Genomic DNA, 20243 nt, shown 5'->3' on the forward strand with positions numbered 1-20243 from the left:
TGCCACCCAGCCACACTGGAAGGGACCGGTCCGCGTCCGGCCCCCGAGCGGGCAGTGGACCGGTACCCCTCTGTGCTCGCCGAGCCATACGTAGAAGCCCTGTTCGCACTCGCACGCTCCCACTCCAAAGCCCTGGCCGCGTACTCCGGCAGCAGCGCTGGCAGCAGATTCCTGGGCGACGCGGTCTCCTCCACAGCGGCCGGCATCAGCGAGGAGATCATCGTGCTGGTCCTGCCCGTACTGGCCGCGTGGCGCATCGGCGAGGCACTCACTGGAGCCCGGCTGCGGCGCTACGGCCCTGGCCGTAGCGCCGCTCGTGCCGTGGGCGGTCGTCAGGGTGCTGCCGTACCTGCGCTCGCGCGCGGTACTGCCTCTCATGTTCGCGCACACGGGTTTCGACGTGACGCTGGCTTCGGTCAACTGAATCGCCGCCTGACACAGCATCGGTCCCGCAGCGGCGGTGTTCGTCGTTGTGACCACGCTCGCCACCGCGCTGAGGCTGGGCCCAGGGGCCAGTCGAAGGTTCACCCAGTCCCTCGCCGTTGCTCCTCCTGAGCGGCACGGACCCTCTCCAAGGAGTCTGGGCCCGTGATGTCAGCGACGGAACGGAAGACCCCGTCCTCGCCGAAGACACTGGCGGCCTCGCGCCAGCCGGCAGGGCGGATGCCGTACTGCTTGCCGAGCAGGGCCGCGAAGATCCGCGACTTCTCCCGTCCGAAGCCCGGCAACTCGCCGACCCGGCGCACGAGCTGCTGGCCGCTTTCTGCGTCTTCCCACACGGCGGCGGCCCGGCCGTCATAGCGAGCCACGAGGAACCGGCACAGCTCCTGGACACGGCGAGCCATAAACGCCGAATGATCGTGAACGGCGAGGCTTGCCGCCAGCAGCGCGGCGAAGCCAGGTGAGCCGTACTCCGCGAACTCGTACACATCGAGATCCTCGCGCCCCATGCGCCGTGCGAGAGCCAACGGCCCCGCGAAAGCACGCTCAGTCGCCAACTGCCGGTCCAGCAACGCCCCCACGAGCAGAGCGAGCGCGCTGCGGGAGAGCAGGGCATCAGCGTCGGGCTGCTGCGCGATGCACACTGCGAACTTCACCGGCACCGGCCTCCCATGCGGCGGACTTTGACAGTGAGCCCTTCGAGGACTCGCGCGCACCGGCCCGGGCCGGTGCGCGCGAGTCCTCGAAGGGCCGGCCAAGGCTTCGCTAACCCCCAGCAGTGGGTTCCCCCTGAGGGCCGCCCGTTTCCGACTCATCGGGCTCCATATCCAGGAGGAACGCTGCCGCTTGTGTCCATGCCTCTACCTCATGGGCGTGGCTGATGTGGGACACTCGCGCCAGGGCCGACTGCATTTCCATCCCCGATCCCGACATATCCGGCTCTTCCCACAACTCGAAAGCGAACGCTTTCTCCTCATTGGTCGCGCCGAGCGCTTCAAGGATGGATTCAACGGTCCGCCAACGCGCGCGGCTTGCGTCGCGCCGGATCAGCAATTTGACCGCGTTCGGGCTCAGCTGAGCCCGCTGGGCGACCGTGGCGAGAGTCGGACGACCGCGGCGGGCGTGCAGCGCGTTCAGGTACCCGGTCAGAACAGGCTCCCTCGGAGGCTGCGGCCGGTCTACCACGGACATCAGCTCCTTGGGGTAGACCGGCACATCGATGACCTCGAAGTCGTCCATGTCGTCCCAGTCCCGGTCGCCCCAGCTCTGGTTCTGCAGGGCTGCCCGTCGCCCATGTTCCGCTTCGCGCTGCGCAGCGTCCCGCCGCTCGAGCCATTCCCGCCGTTCCACTTCGAGCCCGGCGTCTCCGATGACCCTGAGGATGGAGAGCAGCGTGTACTCGCTGATGAAGGGGCGGTGGCTCGCCGCGCCGAGTGCCGCATGGATCGTCGCCTTGCTCAGCATGGTGGCCCTGACCAGCCCGGCCGGCGTGAGGGTGTCCAGTTGCTTCTGGGTCCTGGCCACCGCACGGGCGTCCCGGAGCAGATTCCTCAGCTCTTGCGTGAACCGGTCCCGTGGGTTGTCCGGGTCGAACTCCTTCGGGTCCTTCGGCATGCCCGAAGTATTTCATCCGGTCTCAAGCAGGATCACCAAGTCTCAAGCAGTCTCGTCAAGTTACAACTGACACCCAAGGCGCTGGCCCGGCTGTTGACTGGCCTGGCGGGACGGACCGGTGGAGCCCGGCCGACCGCCAATCGGAGGGGGTAGGCCATGGAGGGCACGTTCAGCAGGTTCGCCAGCCACTGGTGGTGGAAGCTCCTGTCGCTCGCGCTCGGCGGCATCGTGTTCGGCGCGGGCCGCGAACTGGGCGCCTGGGCCGCCGTTCACTGGGGCGGGCTCATCCTGTGATCCGGTGATGAGCTACGACACGCCGGGGCCGGGGAGCGGATCGCTCCCCGGCCCCAGCCGTCTCGGTCAGCCTTTGCCCGCGCCGTCGACCAGGACAAGGAGGGGACTTCGCCGGGAACCGACCCGTCGGCCACCACCGAACCGAGATACTCGCCCCCGTGGCGACAAAGACCCCGGCGGGCATGGAGCTGCCCCGCATCCTGCCCGCCAACCCGGCCTGGATCCAGCACGCCGCCTACCTCTCGGAAGTCCTCGACCTGGCCGCCCGCGCCGCTGACATCCGTCCGCACGACCACCCCCTCCCGGCCCTGACCCTGGAAACGGCGGCGGAGGCCATCGGCTCGCCGATGGCCTCACCACCACCGCAGCGACCACCGCGTCCCCCGTCGTCCTCTACACCCTGCCCCCTGGATCCTGAAGACCCTGCAAGACGTCCTCACGGCGCTGCGCACCGCGGCCGGGGACGGGCCGGCGGCCGAGTCCGGGCTGCGGACGACGCTGGTGCTCCTGGGAGAGAGCCTGGACTTCCCGAGGGGCCGGACTCCGGCCGAGATGGCGGCGGACCTGGAGCTGGTGGTGGCGGTGCTGGCCCTCGACGGCCCGGCGGTACGGGCAGCGGCCACCGACCTGGCCCTGAACCGGTGGCAGCCCGACACGGAGACGGCGCTCGCCGAGGTCTTCGCACAGTGGGTCCTCCTCGGCGTCCCGCTGTAGACCGGTATCCCGCACCATGCTGACGACGCGGAGCTGTGGGCTGACACCGCGGCCTGGTTCCTCGGTCTCCTGTCGGCCGGTGCCCGGGCGGTCGCCATGGTCGAATCGAACGAGATCCTGCAGTCACTCTTTGACATCGGTAGCCGCGTCGGCCCGGCGACGAGCCTACGACGCAGCCCGGTCGCAGCGCCCGAGCGTGGCGGGAACGCCCCGTGCCAGCCCTGGGCCTGGTCTGGAAGTGGGAGTGAGGACGGGCCGCCGATGTGCCCGTTTCGGCGATGGAGAAGCCGATTCTCGGCCATCATCATCACGCACGGACCGGGGAGGGGCGAGATGGACGGGGTGTGGGAGCGAATGCGGGCGGAGGTGGTGCGACGGTGGGCGCGGGCACGACGGTGGCGCCGGCGTGTGAACCGGCGAGCGGCTGAGGAGCCGATGCGCGAGGTCCAGGACGCCTGCACGCAGCTCGGACTCGACGTCTCCGACCTCCGCGCGACCGCCGAAGCCGTGCGGGCCTCGCGGCTGACCACCGAGACGCTCCCGTACGGCTGGATGCTGCTAGCGCTGGCCATCATCGCGATGCTCCTCTTTCGGGCGGAGGCGCTCGCCCGGACCTTCGGGGACCTTTTCGCCACTTATGGACCGGACCTGCTCGCCAGAGCCGCATATTCGACCGCCCACAGGATCGCCATGTCGAAGGCCGGCACTCCGCTGAGCTTGCGCGACGCCTACACATTCCAGATCTACGTGGTAGTAGCGATCGTTGGCCCCTGGCACTGGCTGGTGAGGCGCCGTCTGCCGAACTACCGCCACACCCTCACCCTCCGGACCAACTCGGCCCTTTGCCGCGTGCGCAGAGACAAAAGCCGAGCCACCGACCACCAGGGCGTCCTCGCTGCGTGATCTGGAGATCTGGATAAGGCCTGCCGCGATGTCGAGCAGGCCCTGTTGGCCGTACACCGAACATCACGCTCCATCCGGCGCCGCTCACCGCGCCGGGCCGCAGTCCGGGAGCACTGCGCCTTGGTGGCGGGCGCGCTTCGCCTGCAACTGGCCCGAGTAGACACCGACCCCGACACCACCCTGGTGGAACTGGCCCGCACCCTGTCGCTGATCGGCGAGAATTACGCCGCCGGCCGACTGGCCGCACTGCTGCCGGAAACCGAACTCGAAGGCGCGAGCCCCGTGTCGACCAGACGCGCCTCGGCCGCGGAGACCGTACGGCTCGCCCTCGCGATCGCCGCCGCAACAGCCTCGGCGGTGGCCGCCACCGTGCTGCTCCCCTCCACAGGGCTTCCCACGACCGTTCATTCTGTGGTGGTGCTCGGCTGCGCGGTGGTGAGCGCGATGCTGGTGGCGGGCCCGTCGCGGTTCGCGCGGATCGCTGAATTCCTGCCCGGCAAGTAGGAGCCGCCGGGCGAGGTTGCCGATGATGTTGACGCACTGTGGCTGTGCACGCGGTGAAGGGCTGACGGGTATCACCTGCCCTATCGACTGCCGGGGGAGGGAGACGGTGGCCGCTCGTACTCGACGCTTCGTTCGGGCCGGTGCGTCCTGGGAGCGACCTGTCTCCAGGAGTTGAATGCCATAACGGGAGGGTGCGTGGCGTGGAGCGGCTCTGACCGGTTCCGGGTGGTCGATGGTTCGGATCGCGGCATCTAAACGTCGGAATGTGACCCTCCGTAAGTATTTACCTTCGAGTCGTGAACCTTTGGCGTGTTCGAGGGATTTGATTCCTCCACCGGCACGCCGCGCTCACCTGTCCGAGCAGAGCGTGACCGTTCCCTTGCACCGATGACCGAAGGACATCCCCGACCCATGCACACCCATCCCCCCGTCGTGCCGCGGCCCGTCACGGCCCCCGTCCAGCCGTGCCCCAGCCGCCCGCTGCGCCCGCGCGGCAGCCTCCCGGACCCGGCGGGGGAGGCGTCGTCGCGACCGAGCCGTTCTTCACCGACACCGCCGGCACCACGCCCCGGGTAGAGCTGCCCATAACCCTGGAGGCCTTCCAGCGGCTGCACGCCGACGCGTACTACGACTACGCCTACGCCTGCCTGGGCGACGCCGCCCTCACCCAGGAACTCGTTAGCGAGGCCTTCCTCGAACTCGCCGACTGCTGGGACCGCGTCCTGACCTACCCCCAGCCCGCCGCCACAGCCTGGGCCGCCCTGCGCCACCTGGTCGAGGTGGAACGCGAGCGCTGGACCGCCTGGAGGAGCGCGTCGCGTTCTCCGTCGCGCTGCGCCTGGAGTGGGAGCCCCGGCTGGACGACCTCGACGCCGTCACCGCCAGCATCGACGGCCTGGAGGTCGGCATGGCGCTCGGCGCCGCCATCAAGGAACTACCCGCCGCGAAGTACGACGTCATCGTGCTCCGCTTCGTCGTCGGCCTCAAGGTCGCGGGCACCGCCCGAGCCATGGGCACCGACGAGGCCACGGTGAAGTCGTTGACCACGCAGGCCCGCACCAAGCTGGAGGCCCGGCTCAGATCCCGCCGGCTCCTGCGCCCCAGCACCGCCAAGGAGGACCAGGAATGACCGTGATCCCAGACGACGCCTGCCGCTGCGACGTCGGCCGCCTGCTGGAGACGGCCGGCCCCCTGCCCGCAGACCGACCCCGCTACGACATGGAGGCCGGACGCCGCTACGTCGCCGAAGGCCTCGCCGCCCGCCGCGCGGAACGGGCCGCCGCCGCCCACCAGGCGATCCTGACCTTCCCGGGCTCGGCCGGCATCCACGCCGACGCCCGCCGCGACCTGCGCGCCCTGGCCACCATCGTCATCAACGAGCCCGGCGCCTGGGAAGAGGTCGAGAGCCTCGCCCGGGACTGGGAACCCAAAGGCGCCCTCGTCTTCGCCTGCCTCCTCGACCTCTCCGGCCGCCACCACTCCGCGACCTGGTGGTGGCAATTCGCCGCCGGCGCCGGCAGCCACCTCGCCGCCTACTGCATGTACCTCCACCACCTACGCCGCGGCGAACTGCGCGACGCCGACAACTGGTTCCACCAGGCCGCCTGCCTCGAAGACGGCACCAGCGCCCCCATCGCCCCCAAACTTCCCAACCTCCCCGGCTACCCCCGCCTGGCCCCGCCGCTGCCCGACCCCGCCGGCCTGCCCGCCCCGACCGCGCCCTGCGCGAAGCGATCAACGGCCTGCCCCGCGAAGACGAAGCCGGCGGACTCCTGAGCCTGCCCACCAACGCCATCGCCGACCGGCTCCAAGAACTCGCCTCCCACTGAACCCGCCCGCCCGCACCCCCACCGGGGCGGGCGGCCCCACCCCGCACGGAGAAGACGATGTCCCTCACCCGCGACCCCGCCGCTCTCGCCCTGGTCACCTCGGCCACCGGCTACCTGCTCACCCTCACTGCGCTCGCCCTCACCGCCCTCACCGCGCCCAGCCCCGCCCGCCGCCGCGAAGCCCGCACCCTTCTCGCCCTGCTGCTCCGCGGCGCTGACCGCCGAGGGCACGCCCGGCGTTTGATGGGAACAGCTGTTCGATTTAGGCTGGGGGTGTGACCAGCGCAGTTCCGTTCTCCCGCTCCCACCCGGAGTACCAGCCGGGTGATGCCGAGCGGGCGCCGCGCGCGCTGATGTCAGGCCCCGGCCGCTGCTGGAACACCGAGCCGCGCTGGCGGTGGGTCGAGATCCGCCTCGGCGGCCGGTGGCGGCCCGGCCGGATCGACACCTGGCGCCTGCACCAGGGGTCCACCGCCTGGGTCGCCCTGGTCCGTTGGGGCCCTGGCTTCGACGACTGGGGCTGGTACCTCCACCACTCCGACACCATCCGCCAGGCCCCTCAGCCCATCGACCCCGACGGCCCGGCGAGCTGGTGACCGGCACCGACAGCGGTGCCGCCGCCACCGACCTCGCCGACGCCCTCGAGGCGTTCGCCGACCTCGCCGTCGCCCCCGGCACCGTCGCCGGAGGCGGCGTCTGGCTGACGATCGGCGCCCCGTACGGAATCGAACAGCGCACCGTCCGCCTCCCGGTCGGGGCTGCCGACTGGATCACCGAGTTCCTGCGCGACGAGACTCGGACGCTGGAGCCCGGCACTGGAGCCGCCGACGGCGGCTCCAGTGCCGGGGACGACGGCCAGGACGCCGGGCTGGAACCGGCCTGGTTGGTGACCCGGCACTCGCGGAGCGTTCGGCTGTGGCTGCCCGACGAGAACGGTGCCATCGCCCAGGCGGTCCCGGAAGAGGGCGCGGGCGTGGATCGGTCGGCCGCCGTCGCCGCGCTGGCGTAGCCGCGGGTGCACGTCGGGCTCGCGTACCCGCACGCCAGGGCAAGGGCTGGATCGCTACCAGAACCCCCAGGCGGGCACGGGCCGGCCCTCGGACATGTCCACGGTGTCGGTGCGGATGGACCAGCGGCGAACACGCCAGTACGGGCCCCGGCGCCTAAGGTCGATGGCTCAGGTCGGGAAGCTCCCGAGGAAGGCGTCGAGGACTCCGGCCAGGTCGAGGGGCTGGGGGTCCACGTCGTAGTCGATCCACCACACGACGGATACTTCGGGCGCCAGGTCGTGCAGCACCTGGTAGAGGACGGTCAGAGGTCCGACGGGCGATCCCCGGTCCTCGAACGAGAACGTGCCGTGCCGGAGGTTGAACGACAGTTCAGCCAGCCGTCCGTGGCCGACGTCCGCCACGATCTCCAGGAAGCCCTCGAACGCGGTGCTCACCGTGGCGTCCGGCCAGTGCCTGCGGACGCACTCCTTCACCTGCTCGCCGGTGAACGCCCACGGTCCGACTCGCTCGCGGTCGGGGCTGACGTAGATGCTGGATCCCACGGGTGCTCGTTTCTCTCGGTGGTGCGGGTTTCGCAGACCCCCTGCTGCCCGTCGCCGACGCCTGCACCGCGATCGAGCAGGCCTTCGACGACATCGCCGCACGCTGGCCCATCATCCTGGCCACGCCCAGCCCCGCCGCCTGCGCCTGGCAGGCGGTCCGCCGCCGGGTCCGTTCGATGGCCGGCCCGCTCCCACCCGTCGCCCACCTGAGCGAGCCCGAGCAGGACGTCCTCGTCCTGCACCTCGTTCTCGACCTGCCCGAGGCCGAGGTCGCCGAACTCATCGGAACCGACACGGCAGCCGTCCACATGCATCTGTGCTCCGTTCGCGCCACCCCCCGCCCCTAGGGCGTGTCTCGTAATTGATCTTGGCGGGGGTCATTGCTCCTCGGCTCGCAGCCACAGGATCAGCGAGGCGAGGACGACGCCGGCCCGGTAGCGGTTGGCCAGTTTGTCGAACCTGGTTGCCACTGCCCGGAATTGCTTCAGCTTGGCGAAGCAGCGCTCGACGACGTTCCGCCCCTTGTAGGCGGCCTTGTCGAAGGCAGGTGGGCGCCCGCCGCGGCTTGCGCGGCGGGCGCGGCCGGCGATCTGGTCCCGGCGTTCGGGGATGGTCGCCTTGATCCGCCGGCGCCGCAGCAGCCGGCGGATCTTCCGGGAGGAGTACGCCTTGTCGGCCACGACCCGGTCGGGCCTGGTCCTTGGCCGCCCACTCCCGAGACGTGGGACGCGGATGGCGTCGAGGACGGCGGGCAGCATCGTGCAGTCGGCCGTGTTGCCCGTGCTCAGCACGATCGACAGCGGCAGGCCCCGACCGTCGACCGCCAGGTGGATCTTGGTCGTCAGTCCGCCCCGGGACCGGCCAAGCGCCTCGCGGCACGCAACTGCTGCCGGATCATCCGATTCGTCCTCGCACCGGCCCCCTTTTTGCGGGCGCCGGCCGCGTGCTGATGAGCCCTGGCGACCGTGGAGTCGATCGAGACCGTCCACTCCACGGTCCCCACCGCGTCGTTGCGGACCTGGATCTCACGCAGAAGCGCGGCCCAGGTTCCGTCCTTCTCCCACTGGGCGAAGCGCCGGTAGACGGTCTGCCACGGACCGTACCGCTCGGGCAGATCGCGCCACGGGGCACCTGTGCGCAGCCGCCACAGCACCCCGTTCACCACCTGCCGGTGATCCCGCCAAGGACGCCCGGCCCCGTCCCGCTGCGGCAACAACGGCTCAATCCGAGCCCACGCCGCATCCGTTATCTCTCCACGACCCACCACAAGATCAATTATGAGACACGGCCTAGCCCTCCGGCTCCATCCCGGCCGGAAACGCGACCGGGGCTACGCAGCCCTACGCAGACTGCGCGGACTGCCGACCGGCTCCCGCGTGGTCAGCGGGCGAGGGTGACCGTGATGACGGGGTTGTCGCAGGCCGCGGTGATCCGCTGGATCGCGGCGTGCTCGGCGGGATCGGTGCTCAGGCGCCACCGCGTCTTCACGGTGACCCAGTCGGCGATGTAGCGGCAGGTCGCGCTGGCGGCCGGGGGCATCCACTGGGCGGGGTCGCGGTCGGCTTTGGACTGGTTGGCGCTGTCGTGGACCGCGAGGAGAGAGCGCGGGTCGTCGAGGTCGTTGGCGTAGGCCTGGCGCTCGGCCGCGCTCCACACCGCCGCTCCGGAGTCCCATGCCTCCCCGAGGGGCACCATGTGGTCGATGTCCACGTCGAACTTGTCGGTCTGCGTGGTCTCGTCGTACCAGGACTTCCACACGCCGGTGTCGGCGACGATGGTGCAGCGCCCGGTGATCTGCGGCGCGACGACGGCATCGCGCAGCAGCACCTCGTTGCGGGTGTTGCAGCCGTCGCGGTCGGCGTCGATCCAGTGCTTGAACTGCTCGCGGGAATAGCCGTCGCGGGGCCCCTCGTCCTCCACAGGAAGCGCCGCGACCAGCTCCGACAGCGGAGCGCTCAGCATCTCCCCAGGAGCGGCCGCGGCTGTACCGGAGGGCAGCAGCAGAGCGGGAACGGCGAGGGCGGCAGCGAGCGCAGTGCGCAGGGTTCTCATGCCGGGTCTACGCCGCCGACGGGTACAGGGTGACGGGTTCAGCACGGGGTTCATCCGAAAGGCGACCCCGGTGCCCCCACGGGGAAGCCCCCGGTGACCGGACCCGTACACAGCCCGGCCGCGGCCCGGATGGGTGCCGGCCCCGCCCACGGTGAGCCCGCGCCGCCATCGGCCGCCGCGGTGAGGGCGCTGGGGCGGGGCCGGCTGAACCGTCGGGGTTGCGCAGCGTTCGCGGGCTGACCAGCTCCGTTCTCGCCCGGCCCTTGCGGCGGTGGAGCTGACCGGTCTCGTCGCGCTCCCACCCTCGCCCGGGGGCGTCCTGGAACACCACGGTGACGGACCGTTGACCGATCTCCGGCTCCGAAACGTAGGGGAGCTTGAAGACGCGGGTCTCACAGCGGGAGGCCTGGAACGGGACTGGCCCGGTTACATCCGGGGGATGATCGCCGACAGCAAGATCCGTACCGCCTGACCGAGCCGAGGGCCTGAGTCCGAGCGAACCCGCCTCGGCCCCGTCGCGGGGCGCGTACTGCTGCACCAGCCACGTGCGCCCTTGACGGCTTGTCAGCTGAGCGGAACGGTGGTGAGGCGCAAGGACCCGCAACCGGCTTGGCACAAGGAGCGGTCATGGCACTACGGTTCAGGGGCATCGATCCGGACACGCCCAACGGCGGTTCTCCGACCGTGTGGTTGGAGGACGAGAAGGCGGAGATCGTCATCCAGGGCTGGCTGCCCGAGATGGAGATGTACCGCGTGATCAGCGAGACCGAGTGGGTGGAGGGCCACCCCACCGGCGTCCCAGACCACGAGGGCGTCGTCCGGATCCCGGTCCGGATGATCCCGTTTCTGCGGAAGGTGTGCGATGAGGCCGAGCGTGCCGGACTTTGGCGTCCTGCTGAGGAGCGCTGAGCGCTCCGCCTGCCACCTGGAGATGCGCGACTCCTACATGGACGACCCGGTGTTCGCCGACTGGCGGGCCGGCCTTCCGGTCGAGCGGCCCGAGGCGTACGACCTGCCGGAGGAGTACACCGCCTGGGCCGCCCTGGTGAAGGAGACGGTCGGCCGCGGCGTGGTGATGCGGCGCGCTCGGATCGTCTCGGAACCGGTGACCGCCTACATCCGGTGGGAGCACGCGATCACCGAACGGCACAACGTCGCGCTCGGCGAACAGGTCCGCTGGCTGCCCCGCTCGAAGGCCTCCGACCTCGCCCTGCCGGGCAACGACCTGTGGCTGGTCGACGAGCGCCTGGTCCTCTTCCACTGGTTCACCGGTGACGGCGAGTGGGCCGGCCACGAGACCACCGAGGACCCGGCCGTGGTGAAGATGGTGACCGGCGCCTTCGAAGCGGTGTGGGAACGGGCCGTCCCGCACGCGCACTACACCGTCTGACCACCCCACTTCGACCACCCGCCGGGCAGCCAGCACCATGTCGTCGTCCCCGTCGTCCAGCGTCATCGAGGCCCGCAAGGCGATCGCCAACCGCCTGGTCGGCCTGCGCAAGGACGCGGGCCTGACCGGCGACGAACTGTCCGCCCGCTGCGGCTGGCACCCGGCGAAGACCTCCCGGATCCAGAGCGGCAAATCCGCCCCCTCCGAAGACGACCTGCGTGCCTGGTGCACCGCCTGCGGCGCCGACGACCAGGCCCCTGACCTGATCGCCGCCGCCCGCGCCGTCGACTCCATGTACACCGACTGGCGCCGCATGGAGCGCACCGGCCTGCGCGCCGCCCAAGAGTCCGTAGCCGCCCTCTACCGCCGCACCCACCACTTCCGCGTCTACGCCAACCGCGTCCTGCCCGGCATGGTGCAAACCCCCGAGTACACCACCGCCGTCCTGCGCTCCATCCAACGCGTCCGCGTCGAGGTCGACGACGTCGCCGACGCCGTCGAAGCCCGCCTGGAACGCCAGCGGATGCTGTTCTCCGGCCGGCACCGCTTCGGCCTACTCATCGAGGAGTGGGTGCTGCGCGCCGCGGTGTGCGACCCGGAGACGATGGCCGCCCAGCTCGGCCACCTGCTCGCCGTCTCGGCCAGCCCATTCGTCAGCGTCGGCGTCATCCCGACCGGGCCCGACCGCCCGCACCTGCCGGTCGAGGACTTCTACATGTTCGACGAGGCCGAAGTGGCCGTCGAACTCACCTCCGGCTACCTGCGAATCACCCAGCCCCGCGAGATCACCGACTACGTCCGCACCTTCACCGACCTGGCCGCCATGGCCGTCCACGGGGCCGGGGCCCGTCAGCTGATCTCTGCGGCGATAGCCACTCTCGGGTGACTTCGCGCAAGATGGCGCAACCTCGTAGAGGGCCTGGCCGCGCACTCCCTACCGTCGTTGCTGCCGTCCGGTGCGAGGACGGGGCCGATCCCCCTCGGCACCGTGGACGCCCCGGGCGGCGACCAAGCCCCCGCGACGCGCTGGAGTACCGCTATGCCCGTGAGTAGACCGCATCCTCGACACCCCGGCCACGACCTGGTGGTGATGGTCGACGGCCGGACGGTGGTCCGCATCCCGAACCACAGCGCCGCCCTGCGCCGGGCCCGGCTGTTCCGCGAGCTGCGCGGCCGGTGGCAGCGGTGAACAGCGCCGACTTCGTCCCGCGAGAGAAGCGCCAGCCGGGCCTGACCGTCCGCGCCTACTGCGTCGGCCCTGACGGCACCCGGTCCTACGACACCGGCCCGCTCGCTCTCGACCCCGACGACGTCCCGGCCCACGCCACCCACCCCGCGGCCGGCTGGCCGACCTGCTCCTGCCCGATCCACGGAGGAAGCCGTGCTCACTCAGCTTGACGGCATCCTCGGCCGACGCGGCATGAGCTCGCCCATCCAGTGGTCGTCTCCCGGCGCGGCGCGCGGCCGCGGCGCCCTCCTGGTCGCCGCTCACCGCGACCGCGAGATCGTCCGCAACCCCCACCTGACCGAGGACTGGGCCGCCTCCGCTGTCCGCTCCCCGAACCTGCTCGCCGCCGTCCAGGCCGTCCTCGGGCCGGACGTCGCCGTGGAGAACACGTTCCTCGTCGCGAAGTGGCCAGGTCGCTCCTTCGAGATCCCCTGGCACCAGGACGGCATCGACGCCCGCCTGGAGCTGGACCCCGAGCGCTCCGTCTCGGCGTGGCTGGCCGTCACCGACGCCACCGAGGCCAACGGGTGCCTCGAGGTAGCCCCGGGATCGCAGTCGGCCGGCTACCTGCCGGTGGAGAAGGAGCCGGCCAACGGCACCGGGCGCGGGCGGGCCGACCAGGCCGTCGGCTTCACCCCCGAGACCACCATCCCCGTGCCGCTGCGCGCCGGCTGCGCCGTCCTCATGGACAGCCGTCTGGCGCACCGCTCCGGCACCAGCACCAGTAGCGGCGCCCGCGTCGGGCTGAACGTCCGCTACACCGCGCCGAACGGCATCGTGCGGCGCGATCCCCAGAGCCCCAGCGTCGTGCCGATCAGCGGCACAGGCTGGCAGTCCGGCAGGACAAGGGAGAGGAGAGCACCACTGTGACCATCCTCGACACGCTCGACCAGGCGCACGCGGTGACCCGCGTGCGCGTGCTGACCGGGGAGGACGCCGGCGCGGCCCGCCGCGCCGACAAGACCCCGATCGGCAAGTCCGACTGCACCTACTACTGCCCCGACGCCGCCACCGCCGAGCGGTGCATCGAGGCGCTGCGCGAGTCCGACGAGCGGCTGCGCAGCCGCCCGGAGGAGCTGATGCTCTGGGACTGGCAGTGCACCTACTGGGAGCCTGAGATCGGCAACCCCAACGGCGGCGGCACCGTGCTGCTCGGCGTCGCCTGGTACGACCCGGCGTTCTTCGCCGACCGACGCGACGCCTGGTTCGGCGCGATGCACCAGCGGATCTACCAGCAGCTGGGCATCCCGCTGGAGGACATCACCGTCACCCATTGGTCCCTGATCGCGTGATCTGAGACCGCCAGCGCGAAGGGCCGGCCTCCCTCCGGGGGAGGCCGGCCCCGCTCGCTTCATCAGCCGCGCACGCTCTCCAGCACCGGCTCCGCACCCGGCAGCGGCGTGCGGGTCCTGGCCCACACCACCACCACGGCACACCCGGCCAGGCCCACGAGGGCGGTGACGAGGCCGCCGGCGGTGAACCCCGCTCTCGGGTGGGCCGCGGCCAGCGCGGGGATGCCCGCCATCGCCAGGGTGCCCATGGTCCGGATGACCGTCTGGTCGAGCGTCAGCAGCCTCCTGCGGGCGGCCGGCGGGAACTGCGCCAGGTGCGTGGACAGCAACACGGCCAGGAACGGCGAGACGGCCCCGTACGCGGCCGACACCGCCACCAGCTCGGCCACCGTGCTGACCGACCCGGTCACCGCCATCAGCACCCCGGAGACGGCCCACGCGGCGCAGTAGAACACCGGCAGGGCCCGGGGGAGACGGACGTTTCCGGCGACCGCGTTGCCGACGATCGACCCGGCCCCGGTGGCGGCCAGCATCACGCCGTAGGTGCCGACCCCGCCGCCGAGCCGCACCGCCACCAGGGCGGGCATCACGATCGACACCGCACCCGCGAAGATCGCGACTCCGTGGACGGCCAGCACGACCCCGGTCTCCGGATGCGTGCGCACCAGCGCCCGGGCCCGCGGCCTGGCAGCAGGCGCCGCAGTCGCCCCGGCCGGCCCGGCTTGCCTGCGCACGGCACCGGCGCCCAGCACGGCCAGGGCGAGCGCGGAGAGCGCGAACGTGCCCGCGTCCAGCCAGAACAGCCCGGCCATCGGCATCACCGCGAGCAGCACACCGGCCGAGCCGGGGCCGGCGACCCGGGCGATCCGGTTGGTCGAGTCCATCAGCCCGCTGACGGCCTGGACCTCCTCCGCACGCACGAGGTCCGGGACCAGGGCGCCGAGGTTCGGATCGAACAGCGCCCCGCCGACCCCGAGCAGGCCGGCCGACACCAGCAGCCCCGGCGTGCCGAACGCCTCCCACGTCCACGGCAGCGCCGCGACCAGCACCATGCGGACCAGGTCCACCCCGGCGAGCGCGCGCAGCGTGGTGAACCGCTCCATCAGCGGTCGGCCGACGGTGCCGAGCACGATGTACGGCACCGACTCCGCGATCGCCACCAGGCCCATCGCCGCGCCGCCGGATCTCTGCCAGGCCAGCCACATCACCGCCAGCGCGTACATCCGGTCACCGAAGACCGACGCCGTCTGCGCACTCCACAGGAGAAGAACCGGGCCCCGCCGAAGCAGCCGCACGTATCGCAAGATCCACACCCGTCCGGAAAGCGCGAAGTCCCGGCAGGAGGCTCGCCACCGGGAACTCCCGTAACCCTAGGGCAAGTTGAAGATCACCTGTCGCAGGCTCCCCGATCGCAACAGTCCTCAGGCCGTTGACCGTACCCGCAGCGCCACCCGCTCGTTGAACCGGCCGAGCGCCCCGACCAGGGCGTGCGGCTGCGCCTGCTCCACACCGCCCGGCACGAACACCCCACGGGCCGGGCGCCGCACGGTGAAGCCCTCGGGCGGCCGGGCCCGTACACAGCCCGGCCGCCCGGCCCCCACGCCGTCGAGGTGGAGTCCGCCTGTGCCCGTGCCCGCGTTCCGCATCCTGTGCTGCCGGTGCGGCAAGCCCGTCCGGCTCTCCGAGGACGTCTACGCCCTGGACGGCGAGTGGCAGCGCCGCCACCCGGGCATGCGAGGTGTTCTCGCCTGCCAGGACTGCGCGCTGAGAGGCGGGTGGGGATTCTGCGAGCCGCGCGGCGGCACGCTCCCCCAGGGGCACGTTCAGTTCGCGGACTGGACGGACGGCTGCGACTCCTGGAACCACGTCCTGATGCCGGGCACCCACAAGGCGATGGTCCGGCTGTACCCGTGGTCCGGCCTGGTCCAGGGCGCAGAGCCGTACCTGCGGCACGTGGCCGGGCGCAGCGGTCCGCAGTCCGTCGAGGCAGCCGAGCTGCAAGCGCTCCTGGCGGAGTGGGACGCGACGCCGGAAGGCCGGCGGGCCGACGTGTTCGGCCTGCGGCGGGCCGAGGCACCGGCGTAACCCGTTCGGAGCGGCGGCAATAACGCCGAAAATCGGAGGCTCGGCATCGTCGGACCGTCGCCACGACGAGCGCGAAACTCGTGCTCCGACGGTCCTGTGGCCCGGGACCTGCGCGTGCTCGAAGGGGTGACCCACCGCTTCGAGAAAGGCGTGCCGTGAACCTCCCGACCATCCTGCAGTTCCTCACCGAGGCCCTCGTTGACCCGGCCGGCCCGCAGGCCGACCAGCTCGCCCCCGCCGTCCGCAACGTCGGCTCGGTCCTCTCCACCGGTTCGGCCGCCGTGAACGCCGTTCGCAAGCTGCGCAACCCCGAGGCCACCGCCGTCCTGCCCGTCCCGGGCTGCCGCGGCGCGTGCCCGGTGCACCGCCCGGAGGCCGGCGCCGAGTAGGGGCGGGAAGCGGTCCGGCCCGGCCACCTGGTGGTGACCGGGCCGGACCGTGCGGGTCTTGCTCAGGCGTTGCGCAGGGCGAACGCGACGCCCGCGCTCAGCGCGGTGAGCTGGGCCGCGTTGAGGCCGAGCACGCGGGCCTGGCCCTTGGCGATGTTTCCGGGCACGTAGGTGCCGATTAGGGCCGCGCCGAGGATCACCGCGGCCTTCTGCTGGCGAGGCATCTTCTCCACCTCCTTCCGGGGTTGTAACCGATCACGGTCCCACCAGGCACCGACAGCGGAGGGCGTACCGCCGTCCGGGCATGCTTGTACGACTTACTAGAAAGGCGTGGACAGGTGTCGGAGGGAGGCGTAGAGTCGCCCTAGCGTTTTAAGTCAGGTGAATAGGCGTGGAGGTGGTGGGTGTGTTCGTGACGACCGGTCAAGCCGGAACGGCCCTGGGGTGCTCGATCCCGACGGTGAAGAAGCTGATGGCCACCGGCGTGGTCCCCGGCGTACGCGACACCGGCCGACAGGTGTTCCCGCTGGCCGCTCTCCAGCAGTTGCAGGCTCGGCCCGCCGCTGACCTGACGGTGCTCGGCACGGCCGAGGTGGCGGTGCTGCGCTCGGACGCCCCGACTCGGGTCGACGAGCCGGACCGCGACTGGATCGGCTTCGGCACCGCACTGGACCAGGCGCAGCTGCTGGCCGCGCTGTCCGGCTGGTGGCGGTGCGACCCGGCCCGGGTCGCGGCCGGCGGAGTGTTGCCGGTGACGGTGGCCGGGTTCGTCGTCGCGGTGCTGACCGGCCTGGCCGAGTGGGAGTCGGATGGCACCGTGGGCACCGCGGGCCGGTTCCGCTTCCCGAAGGCGCGGCTGGCCGGCTACCTGAGGGACCTCACCGCCCCCGCCAATGCCGCCGCCCCGGCCGACCCCGAGGACGCCCGTCTGGCGGCCCTGCTGCTGGGCACCCGCCTGGCCTCCGTGTCCGGCGGTCCGATCGCCTACGTCACCACCAACCCGACCACCGACACCGCCGACGAGGAGGAGTAAGCCTGATGGACCGGAAGTCGTACACCGCCGAGCTCGCCGGTCTGCGCGAGCTGCGTACCGAGATCGCCTCTGCCGAGAAGACGGTCGCGGCCGCGCAGAAGGAGCTGGACAAGCTCACCGCCCGGCGTGCGCGCCGGGTTGCCGGGCTCGCGGGGTACGAGGGCGCGAAGGCCGACGCCGTCGCGAAGGCCTCGGGCCTGTCGGTGGGCGACGTCGTGCGGATCGCGCCGCTGTTGGACCCGACCCCGGCCGCCGTGCGCGCCGCCAAGGGCGACGACCAGGCCACCGCCGCTGCCGCTGCGCCCGCCCCGGCATCCGTGGCCGCGCCGGTCGCCGAGCCCGCCGTCGCGGTCGCCCCGGCGCTGACCCGCCCGGCCCCCGTCGTCGAGCAGCCGGCCCCGGCCGCCCCGGTGACCGACGCGCCGACCGAGGTCGAGGACCAGGCCGCCGCCGTCGAGCAGCCTGTCCCGGCCGCGCCCGCCGCCGCACCCGTCGTCCCGACGGTTCCGGTCGCTCCGGTCGCTGCCGGGCCGCGCGAGCTGCCCACCCTTCCCGAGGGCCCGGCCGGTGCCCGGTTCGAGGCCGTCACCACGGGCCTGGTCTCCAAGCGCCCCAACTTCACGCAGCAGGCCCGCGCCACAGTGTTCCTGGACGCCGCCGCCGGTGTCCTGGCGGTGCGCGACCAGACGGTGCGGCTCGACCTCGGCGCCCGCACCCCCGGGGAGATCCTGGACGCCGTCCTCGCCACCGCGCCCGGCACGGAGCGGGTCTACATCACTGCTGGCGCCCCGTGGCACGACGGCGCCGAGCGATACAGCACGCTCAAGGACGCCGTCGCCGCCTGGCTGAACACCCCCTCCGAACGCTGGACCACCGCCGTCGGCTCCGGCCGCGACAAGCTCGCCGGCCACTTCGTCCACCAGCGCCAGCCGGTCGGCCGCTACGCCTCCGCCGCCGCACCGGACGGCGCCAGCACCGAGATCCGCTCCATGGGGGAGTGGTTCGACCCGGACGGCGCCGACGTCGTCACCTGCCATCAGGCGTTCACCCTGCTGTGGCAGGCGCTGCGCCGTCACTGGGATGACGCGGTCCTGATGGGCTCGCCGTCGCAGACGGGCCGGGACCTGTGGTCGCGCACCGTCCCCACGACGGGCAAGTGGGCGGGTGGCTACCCGGTTCTGTCGGAGGAGCTGCGGGGGCTGCTGCACGCGTCCGGCGGTCAGGGCCGTACCGAGCTGATCCTGCCTCCGCGCGTGCCGGAGCAGCTGCCGGCGCTGGTGGAGTACGACCGTACCTTCGCCTACGCGAAGCACCTGTGGAAGTCCCCGGTCGGCACGCCGCGCCGGATCACCGCCGCCGCGTTCGCCGCGATGAGCGGGGCCGAGCAGACGAAGGCGCTGATGTCCTGCTCGCACTGGAACGTGCGGGTCACCGTCCCGCAGGGCTGGAACCACGTCGGCCTGCTCCCCGCCCCGGTGACCGGTGACCGCGCCTGGATCTACCCGTCCGAGCCCGGCGCCACGTTCACCACGTGGGCGGGCGGCGCGGAGATTCACCTGGCCCTGTCGAACCACCTCGCACCCTGGCGGATCGAGGTCCTCGGTGGTCTGCTGTTCGAGGACGGCAAGCCGCTGGACGAGTGGGGCAAGCGGCTGAAGGCGGCCTGGGCGGATCTGACCAACCTCTCGAAGCTGCACGGCGACGAGCGGCAGCGCACCGCCGCCTACCTCGCCAGCCGGGCCGTCCGGTCGGTGCTGCTGTTCGGCCTGGGCGGCTTCGCCCAGCGCCCGCGCCTGGTCTCCGGCACCACCCCGCTCGGCGAGGCCCTCCCGGCCGGGGTCGAGATCCTCGGCCAGGACGACCAGGTGGTGACGTGGCAGCGGCAGGCCGGCTTCTCCCGCGACCCGTACGCGCACCCGGAGTGGGCGGCGTACGTGTGGTCGGGGGCTCGGGCGGCGCTGCTGGACATGAAGTACCGCAGCGGCAAGGAGGTCATCGGCTACGCCGGTGCCCTCCACGCCCGGCCGGGCACGGTCGTGTACTTCGGCACCGACGGCATCGCCCTGACCGAGCGCCAGCCCTGGCCCTACCGGGGCGAGCCGGGCGACTACCTCCTCAAGGGCCACTTGACCGGCCCCATCGAGCACCCGACCAGCCAGGAGCAGTACCTCAAGCTGCGCGGCCTGGGCCGCGCCCACCTCGCCGAGAAGGGAGCTGACCAGTGAGCCCGGCCGACCCGAACCAGCCGAACGAGGCCGCCCGCCTGACCCAGGAGCTGATCGACCAGGGCTACACCAAGCGGCAGGTCGCCAAGATGCTCGGCCGCGACGCCAGCCTGGTCAGCCAGTTCTTCACCAAGGGCAAGGGCAAGGCGTTCGTCGGCGCGCTGCGCCAGGTCGTCCGCGCGGTGCGTGGCGGCGAGCGCGACACCGAGGCGCTGTCCGCTGTCGCCGAGGCGAACACCACCCGTCGCCGTACCAAGACCGGGCAGAAGGCCCGGGTGCGGGGCAAGGACACGGTCGGCAAGCCCGGCGAGTCGATGGCCGGCCGCGCGGGCAAGCAGGCCATCAAGTCCGGCGCGAGCCACCTCGCGCCCGTGGTCCACGAGACTGGGCAGGCCGGCGGCCGTCTGGCCTTCACCGTGCGGATGAAGGCCGACCAGTACGTCTACAGCGCGGGCTCGGAGAAGGACTCCGGCGGGGTGCGGCGCGGCTTCATCCCGCGCGCGGACGGCACCGAGGAGCGCACCTACGGCAGCTCCTCCACCGGCGGGTTCGACGCCGCCGAGTGGTCCCAGCGCGTCGCCGAGCACCACGGCGACGTCACCGAGGCGATGAAGGCGTGGCTGGTGGAGACCGGCCGAGCGGTCGAGGACGCCGACATCGCCTACCTCGAAGTCCGCGGCTGGATCCCCGAGTAGCAA

General features: G+C 71.9%; 30 protein-coding genes. 22 read left to right on the plus strand and 8 right to left on the minus strand.

Translation table 11 applies throughout. The features are described 5' to 3' along the window. Positions 1-524: 524 nt before the first annotated feature. Positions 525-1097 carry an HhH-GPD-type base excision DNA repair protein gene (locus tag ACZ5GH_RS38140; protein ID WP_464336725.1) on the minus strand — a complete coding sequence of 191 codons (573 nt, stop codon included), beginning with the start codon at positions 1095-1097 and terminating at the stop codon, positions 525-527. Between the two features lie 109 nt (positions 1098-1206). Then, a complete protein-coding gene (locus ACZ5GH_RS38145; protein WP_464336726.1) occupies positions 1207-2055 on the minus strand; it encodes a hypothetical protein in 849 nt (282 codons plus the stop codon). A gap of 156 nt (positions 2056-2211) precedes the next feature. Between ACZ5GH_RS38145 and ACZ5GH_RS38150 the strand changes: the two genes are divergently transcribed. The 9 genes from ACZ5GH_RS38150 (at position 2212) to ACZ5GH_RS38190 (ending at position 7308) form a co-directional block, all read left to right on the plus strand. Further along, the gene (locus tag ACZ5GH_RS38150) at positions 2212-2349 is read left to right on the plus strand and encodes a hypothetical protein (RefSeq protein WP_464336727.1); all 138 of its coding nucleotides are present in this window, start codon (positions 2212-2214) and stop codon (positions 2347-2349) included. A gap of 501 nt (positions 2350-2850) precedes the next feature. Then, positions 2851-3063, plus strand: a complete 213-nt coding sequence (locus ACZ5GH_RS38155; RefSeq protein WP_464336728.1) for a hypothetical protein — start codon at positions 2851-2853, stop codon at positions 3061-3063. A 435-nt stretch (positions 3064-3498) separates the two neighbouring features. Further along, entirely contained in the window at positions 3499-3966 is a 468-nt protein-coding gene (locus ACZ5GH_RS38160; RefSeq protein ID WP_464336729.1) for a hypothetical protein, read from the plus strand. 120 nt (positions 3967-4086) lie between these two features. Next, a complete protein-coding gene (locus ACZ5GH_RS38165) occupies positions 4087-4470 on the plus strand; it encodes a hypothetical protein (protein ID WP_464336730.1) in 384 nt (127 codons plus the stop codon). A 907-nt stretch (positions 4471-5377) separates the two neighbouring features. Further along, the gene (locus tag ACZ5GH_RS38170; RefSeq protein ID WP_464336731.1) at positions 5378-5599 is read left to right on the plus strand and encodes an RNA polymerase sigma factor; all 222 of its coding nucleotides are present in this window, start codon (positions 5378-5380) and stop codon (positions 5597-5599) included. Continuing rightward, positions 5596-6246: a hypothetical protein gene (locus ACZ5GH_RS38175; protein WP_464336732.1), complete on the plus strand. Its 651-nt coding sequence runs from the start codon at positions 5596-5598 to the stop codon at positions 6244-6246. Before ACZ5GH_RS38170 ends, ACZ5GH_RS38175 begins: the two co-directional genes overlap by 4 nt. 110 nt (positions 6247-6356) lie before the next feature. Further along, complete coding sequence (locus ACZ5GH_RS38180; RefSeq protein ID WP_464336733.1) at positions 6357-6578, plus strand: hypothetical protein; 222 nt, start codon at positions 6357-6359, stop codon at positions 6576-6578. Further along, positions 6575-6895: a hypothetical protein gene (locus tag ACZ5GH_RS38185; RefSeq protein WP_464336734.1), complete on the plus strand. Its 321-nt coding sequence runs from the start codon at positions 6575-6577 to the stop codon at positions 6893-6895. The genes ACZ5GH_RS38180 and ACZ5GH_RS38185 overlap by 4 nt, the downstream gene beginning before the upstream one ends. Continuing rightward, positions 6892-7308, plus strand: coding sequence for a hypothetical protein (locus tag ACZ5GH_RS38190; protein ID WP_464336735.1), 417 nt, complete (start codon positions 6892-6894; stop codon positions 7306-7308). Before ACZ5GH_RS38185 ends, ACZ5GH_RS38190 begins: the two co-directional genes overlap by 4 nt. Positions 7309-7476: 168 nt before the next feature. Here the strand turns inward: ACZ5GH_RS38190 and ACZ5GH_RS38195 are convergent, their stop codons facing one another. Beyond that, entirely contained in the window at positions 7477-7851 is a 375-nt protein-coding gene (locus ACZ5GH_RS38195; RefSeq protein ID WP_464336736.1) for a hypothetical protein, read from the minus strand. A 2-nt stretch (positions 7852-7853) separates the two neighbouring features. Here ACZ5GH_RS38195 and ACZ5GH_RS38200 point away from each other — a divergent pair, with 2 nt between their 5' ends. Further along, positions 7854-8198 carry a sigma factor-like helix-turn-helix DNA-binding protein gene (locus tag ACZ5GH_RS38200; protein WP_464336737.1) on the plus strand — a complete coding sequence of 115 codons (345 nt, stop codon included), beginning with the start codon at positions 7854-7856 and terminating at the stop codon, positions 8196-8198. Positions 8199-8228: 30 nt separating this feature from the next. Here the strand turns inward: ACZ5GH_RS38200 and ACZ5GH_RS38205 are convergent. Both ACZ5GH_RS38205 and ACZ5GH_RS38210 read right to left on the minus strand, forming a co-directional pair. Continuing rightward, positions 8229-9115, minus strand: a protein-coding gene (locus ACZ5GH_RS38205; RefSeq protein WP_464336945.1) for an IS5 family transposase whose coding sequence is annotated in 2 segments (ribosomal slippage) — positions 8229-8761 and positions 8761-9115 — 888 coding nt in all. Because the reading frame shifts where the segments join, the coding sequence is not laid out codon by codon here. A gap of 116 nt (positions 9116-9231) precedes the next feature. Beyond that, on the minus strand, positions 9232-9903 hold the full coding sequence (locus tag ACZ5GH_RS38210) for an HNH endonuclease family protein (RefSeq protein WP_464336738.1): 672 nt from the start codon (positions 9901-9903) through the stop codon (positions 9232-9234). Between the two features lie 627 nt (positions 9904-10530). Between ACZ5GH_RS38210 and ACZ5GH_RS38215 the strand changes: the two genes are divergently transcribed. From ACZ5GH_RS38215 to ACZ5GH_RS38245, 7 genes are all read left to right on the plus strand, one after another. Beyond that, positions 10531-10812, plus strand: a complete 282-nt coding sequence (locus ACZ5GH_RS38215; RefSeq protein ID WP_464336739.1) for a hypothetical protein — start codon at positions 10531-10533, stop codon at positions 10810-10812. Further along, positions 10766-11293, plus strand: a complete 528-nt coding sequence (locus ACZ5GH_RS38220; protein WP_464336740.1) for a DUF6879 family protein — start codon at positions 10766-10768, stop codon at positions 11291-11293. The genes ACZ5GH_RS38215 and ACZ5GH_RS38220 overlap by 47 nt, the downstream gene beginning before the upstream one ends. Before the next feature lie 37 nt (positions 11294-11330). Continuing rightward, a complete protein-coding gene (locus tag ACZ5GH_RS38225) occupies positions 11331-12179 on the plus strand; it encodes a helix-turn-helix domain-containing protein (RefSeq protein ID WP_464336741.1) in 849 nt (282 codons plus the stop codon). 159 nt (positions 12180-12338) lie between these two features. Next, entirely contained in the window at positions 12339-12482 is a 144-nt protein-coding gene (locus ACZ5GH_RS38230; protein ID WP_464336742.1) for a hypothetical protein, read from the plus strand. After that, entirely contained in the window at positions 12479-12691 is a 213-nt protein-coding gene (locus ACZ5GH_RS38235) for a hypothetical protein (RefSeq protein ID WP_464336743.1), read from the plus strand. The genes ACZ5GH_RS38230 and ACZ5GH_RS38235 overlap by 4 nt, the downstream gene beginning before the upstream one ends. Further along, on the plus strand, positions 12675-13391 hold the full coding sequence (locus ACZ5GH_RS38240) for a phytanoyl-CoA dioxygenase family protein (protein ID WP_464336744.1): 717 nt from the start codon (positions 12675-12677) through the stop codon (positions 13389-13391). The genes ACZ5GH_RS38235 and ACZ5GH_RS38240 overlap by 17 nt, the downstream gene beginning before the upstream one ends. Then, positions 13388-13813 carry a hypothetical protein gene (locus ACZ5GH_RS38245; protein ID WP_464336745.1) on the plus strand — a complete coding sequence of 142 codons (426 nt, stop codon included), beginning with the start codon at positions 13388-13390 and terminating at the stop codon, positions 13811-13813. The genes ACZ5GH_RS38240 and ACZ5GH_RS38245 overlap by 4 nt, the downstream gene beginning before the upstream one ends. Positions 13814-13875: 62 nt before the next feature. On the opposite strand, the gene ACZ5GH_RS38250 is transcribed toward ACZ5GH_RS38245, so the two are convergent. Together ACZ5GH_RS38250 and ACZ5GH_RS38255 are read right to left on the minus strand one after the other, a co-directional pair. After that, positions 13876-15126: an MFS transporter gene (locus ACZ5GH_RS38250; RefSeq protein WP_464336746.1), complete on the minus strand. Its 1251-nt coding sequence runs from the start codon at positions 15124-15126 to the stop codon at positions 13876-13878. A gap of 108 nt (positions 15127-15234) precedes the next feature. Further along, positions 15235-15360 (minus strand): hypothetical protein, encoded by a 126-nt coding sequence (locus tag ACZ5GH_RS38255; RefSeq protein ID WP_464336747.1) that lies wholly within the window; start codon positions 15358-15360, stop codon positions 15235-15237. Positions 15361-15436: 76 nt separating this feature from the next. Here ACZ5GH_RS38255 and ACZ5GH_RS38260 point away from each other — a divergent pair, with 76 nt between their 5' ends. Beyond that, positions 15437-15898 (plus strand): hypothetical protein, encoded by a 462-nt coding sequence (locus ACZ5GH_RS38260; RefSeq protein WP_464336748.1) that lies wholly within the window; start codon positions 15437-15439, stop codon positions 15896-15898. Positions 15899-16053: 155 nt separating this feature from the next. After that, positions 16054-16287: a hypothetical protein gene (locus tag ACZ5GH_RS38265; protein ID WP_464336749.1), complete on the plus strand. Its 234-nt coding sequence runs from the start codon at positions 16054-16056 to the stop codon at positions 16285-16287. A gap of 62 nt (positions 16288-16349) precedes the next feature. Here the strand turns inward: ACZ5GH_RS38265 and ACZ5GH_RS38270 are convergent, their stop codons facing one another. Continuing rightward, positions 16350-16511: a hypothetical protein gene (locus ACZ5GH_RS38270; RefSeq protein ID WP_464336750.1), complete on the minus strand. Its 162-nt coding sequence runs from the start codon at positions 16509-16511 to the stop codon at positions 16350-16352. 188 nt (positions 16512-16699) lie between these two features. On the opposite strand from ACZ5GH_RS38270, the gene ACZ5GH_RS38275 reads away from it, so the two are divergent. From ACZ5GH_RS38275 to ACZ5GH_RS38285, 3 genes are read left to right on the plus strand one after another with little or no spacing between them, the layout of a single operon-like run. After that, positions 16700-17320 (plus strand): DNA-binding protein, encoded by a 621-nt coding sequence (locus ACZ5GH_RS38275; RefSeq protein WP_464336751.1) that lies wholly within the window; start codon positions 16700-16702, stop codon positions 17318-17320. A 5-nt stretch (positions 17321-17325) separates the two neighbouring features. Next, positions 17326-19545 carry a hypothetical protein gene (locus ACZ5GH_RS38280; RefSeq protein ID WP_464336752.1) on the plus strand — a complete coding sequence of 740 codons (2220 nt, stop codon included), beginning with the start codon at positions 17326-17328 and terminating at the stop codon, positions 19543-19545. Then, positions 19542-20240 carry a helix-turn-helix domain containing protein gene (locus ACZ5GH_RS38285; protein ID WP_464336753.1) on the plus strand — a complete coding sequence of 233 codons (699 nt, stop codon included), beginning with the start codon at positions 19542-19544 and terminating at the stop codon, positions 20238-20240. The genes ACZ5GH_RS38280 and ACZ5GH_RS38285 overlap by 4 nt, the downstream gene beginning before the upstream one ends. The last annotated feature ends 3 nt before the right edge of the window (positions 20241-20243 follow it).

This window comes from Kitasatospora sp. Xyl93 (genome assembly GCF_055383135.1).